The following is a 13,717-nucleotide window of genomic DNA, read 5'->3' as shown; positions in this document are numbered from 1 at the left end:
AGCGTATCAGGAAATAACCGTGGCATTGAATGATAGATACCCAGGCGGTTTCAAGATGCGGAAAAACGGGTAGCAGGCCCCTTGCGGCTTTAAAAATGGCGGATATAACATCGGAAGGTTGAGGACATCATGTTTGCACTGGTGATATTTGTTTGTTACCTCGGGCATGGCTGTGATGAACTGGTGGCCGGTGCCTACAACACGGAAGCACAATGCCTGCGGGCCATGGACGAGCAACGTTTACGCCGCGCGGGATGTTACCCTATTGAAGAATTTATCGACGGTTTCTGGATACCGGCACAGGAATACACCGATTTTTAATCCTCTGCGCCCGTTCAATCGGCGTCATCGGCACACGCCAAAACCTCTCATACCCAGATGAAAATGGTTTGCGTGTGCCGCGTTATATTCTGGCCCCAGTGAATTGCCAAAAAAACGGCAGCTATCCCTGAAGGTGGCCCGCAGATAGTCCCCGCGTTCATTATTTTCCGGCCATTGGTTCAATACGCTGATCTGACGGCCGTCAGCCAGACGAAAACCAACAATATCCACGGCATCCGCCGTAGCATGTTCACTTAATCGCCCTTCGGGACGATGGTAAATATTTCGACAGGCATAACTACCGACATGGTCAATCCGAATCAGCGAGGTTCCCAACAGCGACGCTTGCGGAATAGCCGATTGCATAACAAACATCGTGCTGCTCAGCGCCAGCGGGCAACTGGCCAGAAAGCTGGTACTGAGTCCGACCGCGCCAAAACGCTGTACGCGTACAGGCGAGGATAGCGGACATTGCCCTTTCACATCATTCACCGCTGAAAAGGTGATTCGCCCTTTCTCTTGCGCCTGTGCCAATACCGTCAGGCATTCTTCAGGGTTACTCGCCAGTTGCCTCAGCTTGTATCGGGTAACAAAAGTTGGCGGATCGTCAACCGACAACGTCGAAAACGGATCATAACCAGGCGGAAGGTGGCGCAGGAGCCAGGGAGCGAAAACAATCAGGCCCCCCAGAATAATCAGACTAACCAACAATCCTCGCACTACGCCACCTCCTCCGGTTCAAATCTTCTCCGGCACGATCCCGTAGCATGCGCGCCACATCACACAAACTCATCCGGGCTCATACCCAAAAACACGCCCGCTTCAACAATCTTTTGCCATTCCTGATCGGACAGTTCGATACCCTCCGCTTCGCGCTGCGCTTTGGTTCTGATTTCTGGTTCGCCGGCAATCAGAATCGGTTGATCAGGATCCGGCGCCCGGGAAGAGCGGACATAGTCAAGCATGGCATCATATTCCTGCTGTAGCCACGTCATGGATACCATGCAGGAAGGATCGATCACGATAGTGGTCATATTGTTTACAATGGCGCCATGCCGTTCATTCTCCGGTTGAATCGTGCCGCCGCCGGATAACAGGCCCGCCAGCATTTCCGCCGCGATAATCAGCCCACCGCCTTTATGTCTGGCAATGGGTTTCAATGCGCCATGCGTTTCCCCTTCCCACATGACGCTGGGGTCATTGGTCGACCGGCCATGACTATCCAACATCACGTCTTCATCAAACTTTTTACCCGCCAGATAAGCGACGCGAGTTTTTCCCAGCGCCACAATACTGGTGGCGAAATCGAGCACAAATGCAGCATTGTGTTCGCTCTTCGGGAACGCGATACAAATAGGGTTAGTGCCGAAACGCGCTTCGCTGCCACACCAGGGAGCGACAATCGGGTCCAGATCGTTGACGTTGACGAAATGGATCGACACCATCCCGGCGGCGGCGGCCATCTCACCATAGGTTCCAATTCGCCCAAGGTGGCAGGTAGATGACAGCGTCATTAAACACACGCCGGTGGTTTTCGCCCGCTCAATCGCCGCCTGCATCGCTTCTTTACCCGTACGCTGCCCAAACCCGCGATCGCCGGTGAATTGCAGTACCGCGCCCCCATCGCGCAATAAACGGGCTGGCGTGTTCGGATGCATAATTTCATCGTGAATAAAGCTCACATAATGCGGCAGCATGCCAACCCCGTGGCTATCATGTCCTTTCAGGTTGGCGGCAACCAGATGCTCGGCGACACAGGTAGCCTCAGCCTCCTCACAGCCAACTTTTTGTAACAATGCCTGAGTGACCGTGGCTAAGCGACGTGCTGATATCTGCATAGTTATTCCTTTCGTTTTATGTTCATGAATACTTTTTTACCTTTCTTTATCCTACTGCGTAACGCCATAGGATGGCACAACAGAAAATAGACAATTTTTTTGAATGAGAAATGCCGTCTATCCGATATCCATTAACCAACGGCACCGCGACGCTGTATAAATAAGTTCATTGGTGATAGAGATGAAATTCCCCCTCGTACCGGTGGATTATTATTTTTAATGGTTATTATTACATTACGGAATTATTTACCATCTGGAAAAGTGAGTTTTTATCCCCTCTTTGCACAAAGCTTATTTATCCCCCCCGGATATGAACTAGCCCAACATTGAATTTCTTATGGTTATAAAAATCATTTTGAGACTGGAATCTTTTTATTACACTGCTATCTTTAAAATTAACTACATGTTTCCCTGGTGTTAGTCGACTTTGACGCCTCCAATTTTACGGAATTGGAGTTTTTTTTATAAAATTAGCAAACTAATAATTAATCTCTCTATTTGACAACACATTGAACGCCATAACCGATCAATAACGAAGAATTGATCTGTATAAACGTTTATAAAATGTACACAGGTGGGCTTTTTTACATCCGTCATATCGTTAAGTAAAAAAACCTGAATAGTTATGACGTATTTCGGGAAATTCGGGAAACTCTCGTTCACTCAAACCGGATTTCTGTTTTTTACTGACGCCGATCATGTGTATTCGCAACTGGTTGAAATAAAATGCAACTGTGTGGTTTATAAAAACGTATGGAACAAAATAGATAATGCGTATGGAAATTATTTATGAAGAAATATCTCTGTTTGTTTGCCTTCCCTTTATTGACTACAGCCTGCACCGAAACTAAACCGCCCGTCTGTTGGGGAAAAATAGAGATTGGGCGTCATGTGTATGACCAGCCAATTTATGATAAAAGGCAGGAGTTACGAGACACTCGATATTTAGTAGGTGACTCGTTCAAATACACATGGGTTTCCAAATCGAAATTCACTGACCTATCAGAGTATAGGGCTAATTTTAATTAACCACCGAACGCCCTGAGTCCGGGCGTTCCCCCGCTCAGTTAACAAGCCAACAATTTTTCCTCCAACAACTCATTGGCATCATCCAGGTCCCCTTGTTTACGCAAAGGCTAGGAAGAACGATTTAATGACGGGATTTCATCCAGTTTCTGTAGCAACCCGACTTCTTTTAAGGACAGAACAACATCCATCTGACCATTTTGATTTTAGCAGCATCGCGATAACCTTCAGTGGCTTTTTTCCATAGTTCAGATTTTGAATATTTTTTATTGGGTTCTTTCAATGCTAGCTTTGCAGCAGCTATAACATAGTTTTTATTTGGGCTTTCGGACGGAAAATAATCACCCTTTTTATTCCCCTGATATACCATTTTGGTGGTTTTACCTTCTATGATTTTGAACTTAATGCTGACTTCAGTTTCTTTTTTTAGCGACTCGTTGCCAATATCGGATTCTTTAGATGGATTATTTAGAACGGACAGTAAAGAATGTGAAACATTTAACGAAATAAAGGCACAGAATAAAATCGCTGTGCCTTTATTTAAAATACCATAAATCACGTTGTGGATTATCTTTTTCTGAGATGATTGTGAGCAGAATAACGTGGCTGATTATATAAGGGGTGAGAGGGGTTGCACGCAATATCATGAGGACACAGAGGCTTGGCTGAATTCGTATCTCCTCTTACAATATAGCCTTTCTTTTCAAGCAGACGGAATAAAGCCCTTAATCGACGTAAGAAATTCTTCATGATCTAATCTCCCTTACCTACTTTCCTATTACTTATAAGATATCACCGGTCTAAACCATTTTCAATATTTTACTGTTTAAAAAAACAGCCTTTCCTGGCTATACCATTACTTCGGAGTTTTTCCCGAACCTCCTGAACCTGCCCCTGTAATGGGAATAGAAGAAGTTATCATTGCTGCTACTGTCGGATGATTCCCGGATTGATCCGACTCTTGGCGTGTTGTTGAGGTTTTCATTTTCAGTACCATCAACTTTTTTTTGTTTTATAAACTGTTTGAACTTGCATCGGAGAAGTATCTGTTTGAGACGTCGGAACCTTCGCGTCTTCTTGATTGCCTATGGTTTGGCGAGCAATAGTTGTTTCCGCCTGCTGCGGTGCGATTGTTGATGGCTGTTGCTGAAGACTTGCGAGCGATTCAATGCTCTTCTTGGCATAAACTCAGAAATGCAGATTTAGGGCATCCTTTTTCCGGCTTTCTTTGCTGTCGGTGAAATGAGTAATCGAGTGTTCCCAGCATTCCCTTGGATTTTACCCAGGAGCATAGCTATTTGCGGCCGCTACCGTCGTTTCACCATATACTCCCATATCACGCTTCTATTTCATTATGAATTCGATTGCTGAGAACGCTGGTCGCCAGAGACTCTTCAACATACAGCCAGCGCATACACCTCTTGGCCAGACTAAATATTCCGGCCACTCGTCCGTCGGTATCACAACTCCTGTGATAGCTACAGATTTTCGCAAATGTTCAAACGTTGCCGTAAGACCCCCTTTCAGCACTCAGTCGGTCTAAAACGCGAACCACTCGATAAGCCGGTATATTCGAATCACCTCGATTACCAGCGCTTCCCGGTTAAAATCATCTACCACGTTGAATAATCTGAATCGCCGCCCGTCTATCAAGGCATCACTCATAAAATCAACTGACCAACAGTGGTTCATTTCAATGAAAACGACAAATATCTATCTTGATAGCCGTAAAAACGAGTGGACAGAGATTTAGGCCGGATATCGAATTTCGGACATTTTCGGACATTCAAAAATAAATCGTTATAAATTAACAAATTAAAAAAAGACCGAATACGATTCCTGTATCCGGTCTAGGGAAATGGCTCTTGGGAGAGAGCCGTGCGCTAAAAGTTGGCATTTATACAAGCTGAACTAGCCTTGCTACTTAAGCGTAGTAAACTCCCCTGCATTTTCCAGTCTCAACCATCTAGCAGCCATCACAAATGGAACAAGTTTCACACTTTACGATAACCATTCAGTATCTGTTGATTAACAACTGAATAAGAATCAATCACTTTAGGATTTTTTATCCGGCAGACAGAGTGACTCGGCCCGTTCAATAAATGGTTGCAGACTTTTCTTTTGACCGGGGGTTTTAGGGTCATCAAGCCAAATTTCATCTATCGGTTTGGCATTCACCAGCCCGGCCTTCATTTGTTCCGTCGCCGCGTCATTGAGCGGATATTGCATCAATGTCCCGGTGTGTAAAGCATATATCGCCTTGCCAGGCCGACAAATCAACTGGACTTCTTCTCGCGTAAAGGCCCATTGTTCTCCATATTCCAGACGACTAATGTTCGCCAGTTTCGCCGCAGCAAATGCGTTCACAGACAGAGAAGCGAGAATAATAGCTAGCAATAGTTTCTTCATCAGATGTTCCTGAACATGATTATCCAGACGATTATGCAACATCATATTTACAAACCGTCCTATCCGGACAAAGATAAATATCAAACCTTATAAAACATAAGGTTGCATATAGACTCTGTGAGCGATCATAACGGCAGTATCCAATGAAGTCGAGCGGCAAACCCATGCTTATTGATAAGTAATCGATCTGGCAAAATGGCAACGCGTAGCACAGAAACAGCGCCATTTTTCGGTAAATCCGCGCGCCGTAGATAAGAAAATCAGGAAGGGAAAGCCGTAGAAAAAACAACATGGGATGAGTCACGTTCTCATCCCATGTCTGCTAAAAATAGCTTGGTGACATTAGCTTGCTGAACCTGAAACAGCAGCAGACATTTTCTTCAGATCCTGATCGATGAAGAACAGACCGCCGTCGTTGGTATTAACCAGCGACAGCTTATCAAGGATGGATTTGAACAACTTCTCTTCTTCATGTTGTTCAGCAACGTACCATTGCAGGAAGTTGAAGGTTGAGTAATCCTGCTGCATCATTGCAGCATGTGCCAGTTCATTGATTTTTGAAGTGACAAGCTGTTCGTGTTCATAAGTGAGCTTGAAAACGTCAGATAGTGACGTGAACTCTACCGGCGGCGCAGCGATCGCTCCCAGAATTGGCAAGCTGCCCGTGTCGTCCAGGTAATCAAACAAACGCTGCATATGCTCCATTTCTTCCTGAGAATGGGCTTTTAAAAATGCGGACGCACCTTCAAAACCTTTATCGCCACACCATGCACTCATTTGCAAATACAAATTTGCAGAATAAAACTCCAGGTTAAGTTGCTCGTTCAGTTTTTGTATCATTTCTTTTTTTAACATCGGTATCCCTTATTTTTCTGGCAGGTAAATCAATTGAATAACATTATGCCTTGAAGAGGAAAAATAAAAAACATCTTATTAACTAAATTAACAATAAATAACTATTAACTTCAAAATCAATCAAATGTTATTTTTTACTGATAGTAATTTTCATTATCAATAAATTCGTAATCTTTATTGATAATCATTTTTATTATCAGTAAGAAATAAACCTTAAATATAGGTATATTCAATTTCAAGATATAGATGATGCTCCCCAATAAATCCCGATAAGATGATGAAAGTCAGTGATTCTGCTGAGGGATAAAATGACAGGTGAGGCTGGCCCTGCCTGCCTCCTCCTCCCGATACGCGATCCAGATAAGGTCAGGTAACGCGCTCACCCCATCGGCAATCCGGAAAGGCGCCTCGTATCACTTGCGATTTTTATGGCTCTGCTTTACCTTGACGCCAGCATATCGTCACGATGAATCAGGAGAAAACGCGATGGGACATAACCTGGCGGAACTTTCTAAAGAAGAAATGGATAAGGTTAATGTTGATTTAGCGGCGTCCGGGGTTGCTTTCAAAGAGCGGTATAACATGCCTGTCATTCCTGAAGTGATTGAAAAAGAGCAGCCTGAACATCTGCGCAGTTATTTTCGTGAGCGCGTTGCCGTTTATCGTCAACTCTCACTCCAGTTTTCACGCCTTCCCTATGAACCCAAAGCCAAATAATTTTTTTGGCTCAGCAGAGTCGCAATAAAAACCATTTTTCCCCTTGCATATTGGGTAAAACAGGCGGTTAATGGGTAGGCAAACCAACCTTTTTCAAGCGAGGTAAGATATGAGTAAAGGAATGGACAGCAAAAAGAACAGCAAGAAGAAACCCCAGAAAACCGCCGCAGAAAAACGGGCGGACAAAAAGGCAAAGAAAGCTCAACCACAGGCTGACATCAATTAAAACTATCGTGCTGCTCGGTAAACCCGCCTTTCTGCGGGTTTACTCGTAGTGTGCAATCGGCGCTAACTGTCAGACTTTTCCAACACCATCAGCAAGAACGCGTACTCCAGCGCAATATCCTCATAATGTTTAAAACGCCCAGATTTGCCACCGTGTCCGGCATCCATATCGGTATACATCAATAACAATCGATTATCCGTCTTCATGTCACGCAGTTTGGCTACCCATTTCGCGGGTTCCCAGTATTGGACTTGCGAGTCATGCAGCCCGGTGGTCACCAGCATGTGAGGATAATCCTGCGCCGTAACGCCATCGTAAGGGCTATATTGTCGGATATAGTCATAGTAGGTACGGTCATGAGGGTTGCCCCATTCGTCATATTCCCCCGTCGTTAACGGAATGGAATCATCCAGCATGGTTGTCAGGATATCCACAAACGGCACCTGAGCGACCACTCCTTTAAACAGATCCGGAGCCAGATTGACCACCGCTCCCATTAATAATCCACCGGCACTACCGCCCATCGCGAACATATTTTGACGATCGCCATAGCCTTTCTCGATCAACGCCTGAGAAATATCGATGAAATCATTAAATGAGTTCATTTTATTCAGCAATCGTCCATCGTCGTACCACGTCTGACCCAACTCGCCACCGCCGCGAATATGCGTCAACGCAAAAACAAATCCCCTATCCAGTAGACTTAACCGACTGACGCTAAAATCGGGATCCATGCTGCTGCCATACGCGCCGTAGCCGTATACCAGTATCGGATTCTGCCCCGGTTTAAAATGTTCCCGGTGGTAGACCAGCGATACGGGAATTTCTACGCCGTCACGCGCTTTGATCCACAGGCGCTCACTCTGGTAGTCTGCCGGCGTAAAATTTTTCACTTCGGCTTGCTTCAACAACTGCTGCTGTCCGGTATCCATATTCAGTTCATACAGCGAACTCGGCGTCGTCATCGATGCATAGCCGTAACGCAGCAAGGCGGTTTCCGGGGACGGGTTATAGGATAGCCACGTGACATAGCTGGCATCATTGAAAGTAATCGCTTTCTCTTCCTGCGTTTGCCAGTGGATCTGGCGCAGGCTGGTCAGACCCCGTTCCCTTTCCTCAACCACCAGCCAGTCACGGAAAAGTTCAAATCCCTCCAACACGCGATGCTTACGTGGAGCAATCAACGTCTCCAGCTCACTTTCATCGGGTTTCTGCGAACGATAGAGACCAAAATTCTTGCCTTCCCGGTTGGAACGCAGATAAAACGAGTTCTGATAGTGATCTACCCCATATTCATGATCTTTACGACGCGGGATGAATACCTGCGGCACCGACGCCGTATCCACCGCGTCAATCAATCGTACTTCCGTCGTCGTTGTGCTGCTCAGGTAGATGGTGATATAGCGCTCAGAAGTGGTTTTTCCCAAACTGACGTAATAGGTATCATCCAGCTCTTCGTACACCAGTTCATCATCCGCCGGATCGCTGCCTAGATGGTGCCGATAAACCTGATAAGGCAATAAGGTCTGCGGATGCTTGCGCACGTAATAGATGACGGTCGAATCGGCAGACCATTCAGCACCAGCAGAGACCTTTTCAATCACATCTGGCAGCCATTCCCCACTCGTCAGATCGCGGAAACGAATGTCATATTGCCGACGGGAGAGGAAATCCTCTGACAGTACCAGAAGCTGGTTATTCGGGCTGACTTCCAGCGCCCCCAGGCTGTAAAAATCGTGGTTCTCCGCTCGCTGATTACCATCCAGCAACGTTTCCCATTCGTCAGTTATCTGTTCAGGCTGACGCAGATAGATGGCATATTCTTTGCCCGGTTCATAACGGCTCTGGTAGCGATAACCATTGCGAACATAAGGTACCGACATGTCCTCAGACGGTATCCGTTTGACCATTTCGTCATACAACGCTTGCTGAAGGTCGTGGTAAGGCGCCATCACATCGTCACAATAACGGTTTTCCTGCCGCAGATAATTCAGTACCTGCGGATCGCTCCGCTGGTCATCACGCAGCCAGTAATAGTTATCAACTCGAGTATCGCCATGAGTGGTCAACGGATGGGGTCTTTTTTCTGCTTGCGGTGCACTCATTACGTTCGGATCCCCTTTATTTTGAATAATAACCAGTGTTGAAAAAGCTGATTGCAGAGTGGCACGATTCTCCGACGATGCCAAGCGGGGCCGCTAAAGCCTTGCTGACTTTGTAGCCGGACGTATTGCGCACTTATCGCCTGTGGTGCGCACGCAAACGTTTTCGTTTATACTGCGCCCATTTTTATGACGGGCGTCCTGCCCGTCACCTTATAGACCGTCGCAAGCGACGTTGAAAATCGCTCCCGACGACTTTTCACAACCCGATCAGGTAGACGTTATGTTAACAATTGGAACGGCCCTGCGTACCGATGCTACACGCGTGATGTTGCTCGGTTCCGGCGAGTTAGGCAAAGAAGTGGCGATTGAGTGTCAACGCCTGGGTATTGAAGTTATTGCCGTTGATCGCTACGCCGATGCGCCTGCAATGCAGATCGCGCATCGCAGCCATGTCATTAACATGCTGGACGGTGAAGCGTTAAAAGCCCTGGTTGAAGCGGAGCGTCCGGATTACATCGTGCCGGAGATTGAAGCCATCGCCACCGATATGCTGGTGACGCTGGAGCAGCAGGGTCACCATGTGGTTCCGTGCGCAGAGGCCACCCGCCTGACGATGAATAGAGAAGGTATTCGCCGTCTGGCTGCGGAAAAGCTGGGTGTGCCGACCTCCACCTACCGTTTTGCGGATAGTGAAGCGAGTTTCCAGCAGGCCGTGTCTGAGATTGGCTATCCCTGTATTGTTAAACCGGTGATGAGTTCCTCCGGCAAAGGACAAAGCCTGATCCGTGAACCGCAGCAATTGAAACAGGCCTGGCAATATGCGCAGCAAGGTGGCCGGGCTGGCGGCGGACGGGTTATCGTTGAAGGGCTGGTCAAGTTCGATTTCGAGATCACGCTGCTGACCATCCATGCCGTTGACGGTATTCATTTCTGCGCGCCAATTGGTCACCGTCAGGAAGACGGCGACTATCGTGAATCCTGGCAACCGCAGCAGATGAGCAAACTGGCGCAGGAGCGAGCGCAGGCGATTGCCAGTCAGGTCGTCAAAGCGCTCGGCGGTTACGGCTTGTTCGGCGTTGAACTGTTCGTTTGTGGCGATGATGTGATTTTCAGTGAAGTATCCCCTCGCCCTCACGATACCGGCATGGTCACGATGATCTCTCAGGATCTGTCTGAGTTCGCTTTACATGTACGCGCGTTTCTGGGATTACCGATTGGCGCGATTCGGCAATATGGCGCAGCCGCTTCTGCCGTGATCCTATCGGAACTGGATAGCCGGAATGTTCGCTATCAGGGACTGGAAAATGCCTTGCTGCCTCACACGCAGATCCGTCTGTTTGGCAAACCGGACATCAGCGGAAAGCGCCGCATGGGCGTTGCGCTGGCAACGGCGGAAACGACGGACGACGCGGTGATATTAGCGAAAAAAGCCGCCGCGGCGGTCAAGATCAATGGCTAAGAAATAGCGACAACACAAAAAAGCCACCCGTCTCTGGGTGGCTTTTGCCAATCTGCAAAGCTGAATTACGCTTTCGCGCCTTCAACCGCCTCACGAGCCAGTTCAGTGATACGTGCGTAGTCGCCGCTTTCCAGCGCATCATTCGGTACCAACCAGGAACCGCCGACGCACAGTACGCTTTTCAGCGCCAAATAATCGCGGTAGTTCTTCGGCGTAATGCCACCAGTCGGGCAGAAACGGATATGCGCGAATGGGCCACCGATAGCCTGTAGCGCTTTCACACCACCATTAGCTTCAGCCGGGAAAAATTTGAACTCACGCAAACCATAATCCATACCCAGCATCAGTTCAGAAACCGTGCTGATACCGGGGATCAACGGAATAGTGCCTTCGGTAGCCGCTTTCAGCAACGGCTCGGTCAGCCCCGGGCTAATGGCGAATTGAGCACCCGCTTCGATGACAGCAGCCAGTTGCTGAGGGTTGGTTACCGTACCTGCGCCAACGATAGCGTCAGGCACTTCTTTTGCAATAACGCGAATCGCTTCTATGGCGCAGTCGGTACGCAATGTCAGTTCCAGAACGCGAACGCCGCCCGCGACCAACGCTTTTGCCATAGGAACCGCGTGCTCCAATTTGTTTACCACAATCACAGGAACAACAGGGCCCGCTGTCAAAATCTGTTCCGCGCTCGTTTTCCAGTTTTTCATCAAAAGTTATCTCCAGTCATGCCCGCAGGCATCATTAATTATATAGCGCGCCCCTGCCACAGGGATCTGCATTGACTGCAGATGTCCGACCGCACCGTTAGCCATACATTAAAAACTGCAACTACCCAATACACGGCGGCCAATAACAGGACGCCACAACATCCTTTATACCCGCCCTATTCCACTGTTGTGCGTTGGCAGCCAGACGCTGCCGCACGCCATATTTTGAAGCCGGTCGGGTATCTTTAATTAGTGATTATTCAAACTCGTTCCAGGAACGTCCGTCGCGGGTAATCATCGCAACGGAAGCTACCGGCCCCCAGCTTCCCGCCTGATAAGGCTTCGGCGCGTCATTATCCATTGACCAGGCATCCATGATTGAATCCACCCATTTCCAGGCTTCTTCCACTTCATCACGGCGCACAAACAGAGCCTGAATACCGCGCATGGTTTCCAGCAACAGGCGTTCATACGCATCCGCCAGATGTTGCTGATTGAACGTTTCAGAGAAGCTCAGGTCCAGTTTTACCGTTTGCAGACGGTGTTTGTGTTCCAGCCCCGGGATCTTATTAAGAATCTGAATTTCAACGCCTTCATCCGGCTGCAAACGAATAATCAGCTTATTCTGCGGCAGTTGCTGGTAGGAATCACGAAACAGATTCAGCGCTGGATTTTTGAAATACACGACAACTTCAGAACATTTCGTCGGCAGACGTTTACCGGTACGCAGGTAGAACGGCACACCAGACCAGCGCCAGTCATCGATATCAACGCGAATCGCCACAAAGGTTTCGGTGCTGCTGGTTTTATTCGCGCCCTCTTCTTCCAGATAACCCGGCACTTTATGCCCCTGAACGAAGCCAGCGGTATATTGTCCGCGCACCGTCGTTTCATGCACGTTGGAACGATCGATACGGCGCAGTGAACGCAATACCTTCACTTTTTCATCGCGGATACGATCGGTCGTCAAATCAGACGGCGGCGACATGGCAATCATGGTCAGAATCTGCAACAAGTGATTCTGAATCATATCGCGCATCTGACCGGCCTGATCAAAATAGCCCCAGCGTCCTTCGATCCCCACTTCTTCCGCTACGGTAATCTGCACGTGATCAATCGTACGGTTATCCCAGTTCGCGGAAAACAGAGAGTTGGCAAAACGCAGCGCCAGCAGGTTCAATACCGTTTCTTTACCCAAATAATGGTCAATACGGTAGACCTGACACTCATTGAAGTACTCTGCAACCTGATCGTTAATAACGCGAGAGGACGCTAAATCGGTCCCCAACGGTTTTTCCATCACCACGCGCGCGGGTTCATTGTTTAACCCGGCAGTACCCAGACCACGGCAAATCGCGCCAAAGGTGCTGGGCGGCATGGCGAAATAGTTAATGGTGGTACGATTCTTCTGGTCGAGCATCTTGCCCAACCGGCTAAAGTTCTTCGTATCTTCAACATCAAGATTGCAGAAACTCAACCGGCCGCTCAATGTTTCCCACAACGCCTCGTCAATGGGTTCTTTCATAAACGTTTCCAGCGCCTCTCGCACCACGCCGGTATACGCTTCTTTATCCCACTCTGCTCGGCCCACGCCGATAATCCGGGTTTCCGGGTGGATATGGCCCGCTTTTTCCAACTGATACAGGGAAGGCAGCAATTTACGGCGCGCCAGATCGCCCTTGGCACCGAAAATAACCAGGTCGCATGCCTGGGCTGTTGAAGTTACCGCCATGTTCATCTCCTCGTTGCAGGATGCTGTAATTTTATTACAGCAGTAATGTACTCTTTTTGACTATAGCCAGTAAACCGTAACAAAAACTCAAAATCCGAGGTAAGCCAGGTAGAGTCCATAAAAAGCCGGCCTGTTATTCTGGCTAAAATGCCTGTTGCATATGCCCAAAAGAGAAACTTTTTATCGTTTCTGACAGCGGATTACTTTTCTGAAAGTTAGACACAAGTCATGTTCTGGTAAAAAAAGCGCTCAACTTCACGTTTTTTCCCCTGCCAACCGTTACAGGGTCGTAGTATATTTTCACGAAATTCGCATCGGTTGC

General features: G+C 47.9%; 12 protein-coding genes and 1 pseudogene. 4 read left to right on the top strand and 9 right to left on the bottom strand.

The features are described 5' to 3' along the window. Positions 1–129 precede the first annotated feature (129 nt). Positions 130–321, top strand: coding sequence for a YdfD/YebW family protein (locus B4923_RS13755; RefSeq protein ID WP_109054934.1), 192 nt, complete (start codon positions 130–132; stop codon positions 319–321). A gap of 24 nt (positions 322–345) precedes the next feature. On the opposite strand, the gene B4923_RS13750 is transcribed toward B4923_RS13755, so the two are convergent. Together B4923_RS13750 and B4923_RS13745 are read right to left on the bottom strand one after the other, a co-directional pair. Next, positions 346–1,041: an extensin-like domain-containing protein gene (locus tag B4923_RS13750; protein ID WP_109054933.1), complete on the bottom strand. Its 696-nt coding sequence runs from the start codon at positions 1,039–1,041 to the stop codon at positions 346–348. A 59-nt stretch (positions 1,042–1,100) separates the two neighbouring features. Beyond that, a complete protein-coding gene (locus B4923_RS13745; RefSeq protein WP_109054932.1) occupies positions 1,101–2,159 on the bottom strand; it encodes a malate/lactate/ureidoglycolate dehydrogenase in 1,059 nt (352 codons plus the stop codon). Positions 2,160–2,948: 789 nt separating this feature from the next. On the opposite strand from B4923_RS13745, the gene cor reads away from it, so the two are divergent. Then, complete coding sequence (cor, locus tag B4923_RS21330; protein ID WP_109054931.1) at positions 2,949–3,188, top strand: phage exclusion lipoprotein Cor; 240 nt, start codon at positions 2,949–2,951, stop codon at positions 3,186–3,188. Positions 3,189–3,354: 166 nt separating this feature from the next. Here cor and B4923_RS13735 read toward each other — a convergent pair whose 3' ends face one another. The 4 genes and pseudogenes from B4923_RS13735 to ftnA all read right to left on the bottom strand — a co-directional run bounded on the left by B4923_RS13735 (position 3,355) and on the right by ftnA (position 6,449). Beyond that, positions 3,355–3,744, bottom strand: a complete 390-nt coding sequence (locus tag B4923_RS13735) for a hypothetical protein (protein WP_109054930.1) — start codon at positions 3,742–3,744, stop codon at positions 3,355–3,357. A 957-nt stretch (positions 3,745–4,701) separates the two neighbouring features. Next, positions 4,702–4,877, bottom strand: a pseudogene (locus B4923_RS13730) (DDE-type integrase/transposase/recombinase); the annotation flags it as partial. A gap of 363 nt (positions 4,878–5,240) precedes the next feature. Continuing rightward, on the bottom strand, positions 5,241–5,594 hold the full coding sequence (locus B4923_RS13725) for a YebY family protein (protein ID WP_109055020.1): 354 nt from the start codon (positions 5,592–5,594) through the stop codon (positions 5,241–5,243). Positions 5,595–5,936: 342 nt separating this feature from the next. After that, entirely contained in the window at positions 5,937–6,449 is a 513-nt protein-coding gene (ftnA, locus tag B4923_RS13720; protein WP_109054929.1) for a non-heme ferritin, read from the bottom strand. A gap of 486 nt (positions 6,450–6,935) precedes the next feature. On the opposite strand from ftnA, the gene B4923_RS13715 reads away from it, so the two are divergent. Continuing rightward, a complete protein-coding gene (locus B4923_RS13715; RefSeq protein WP_109054928.1) occupies positions 6,936–7,166 on the top strand; it encodes a DNA polymerase III subunit theta in 231 nt (76 codons plus the stop codon). A 288-nt stretch (positions 7,167–7,454) separates the two neighbouring features. Here the strand turns inward: B4923_RS13715 and B4923_RS13710 are convergent, their stop codons facing one another. Then, positions 7,455–9,497, bottom strand: coding sequence for a S9 family peptidase (locus B4923_RS13710; protein WP_109054927.1), 2,043 nt, complete (start codon positions 9,495–9,497; stop codon positions 7,455–7,457). A 280-nt stretch (positions 9,498–9,777) separates the two neighbouring features. Between B4923_RS13710 and purT the strand changes: the two genes are divergently transcribed. Then, entirely contained in the window at positions 9,778–10,956 is a 1,179-nt protein-coding gene (gene purT, locus B4923_RS13705; RefSeq protein WP_109054926.1) for a formate-dependent phosphoribosylglycinamide formyltransferase, read from the top strand. A gap of 65 nt (positions 10,957–11,021) precedes the next feature. Here purT and B4923_RS13700 read toward each other — a convergent pair whose 3' ends face one another. Continuing rightward, positions 11,022–11,663 (bottom strand): bifunctional 4-hydroxy-2-oxoglutarate aldolase/2-dehydro-3-deoxy-phosphogluconate aldolase, encoded by a 642-nt coding sequence (locus B4923_RS13700; RefSeq protein ID WP_109054925.1) that lies wholly within the window; start codon positions 11,661–11,663, stop codon positions 11,022–11,024. Between the two features lie 256 nt (positions 11,664–11,919). Beyond that, a complete protein-coding gene (gene zwf / locus B4923_RS13695) occupies positions 11,920–13,395 on the bottom strand; it encodes a glucose-6-phosphate dehydrogenase (protein WP_109054924.1) in 1,476 nt (491 codons plus the stop codon). Positions 13,396–13,717 lie beyond the last annotated feature (322 nt).

It is taken from the genome of Brenneria roseae subsp. americana, assembly GCF_003115815.1.
Classification (GTDB): domain Bacteria; phylum Pseudomonadota; class Gammaproteobacteria; order Enterobacterales; family Enterobacteriaceae; genus Brenneria; species Brenneria roseae.
The sequence above is the reverse complement of the archived record's forward strand: the minus strand, read 5'-3'. Positions and strand labels throughout refer to the sequence as shown.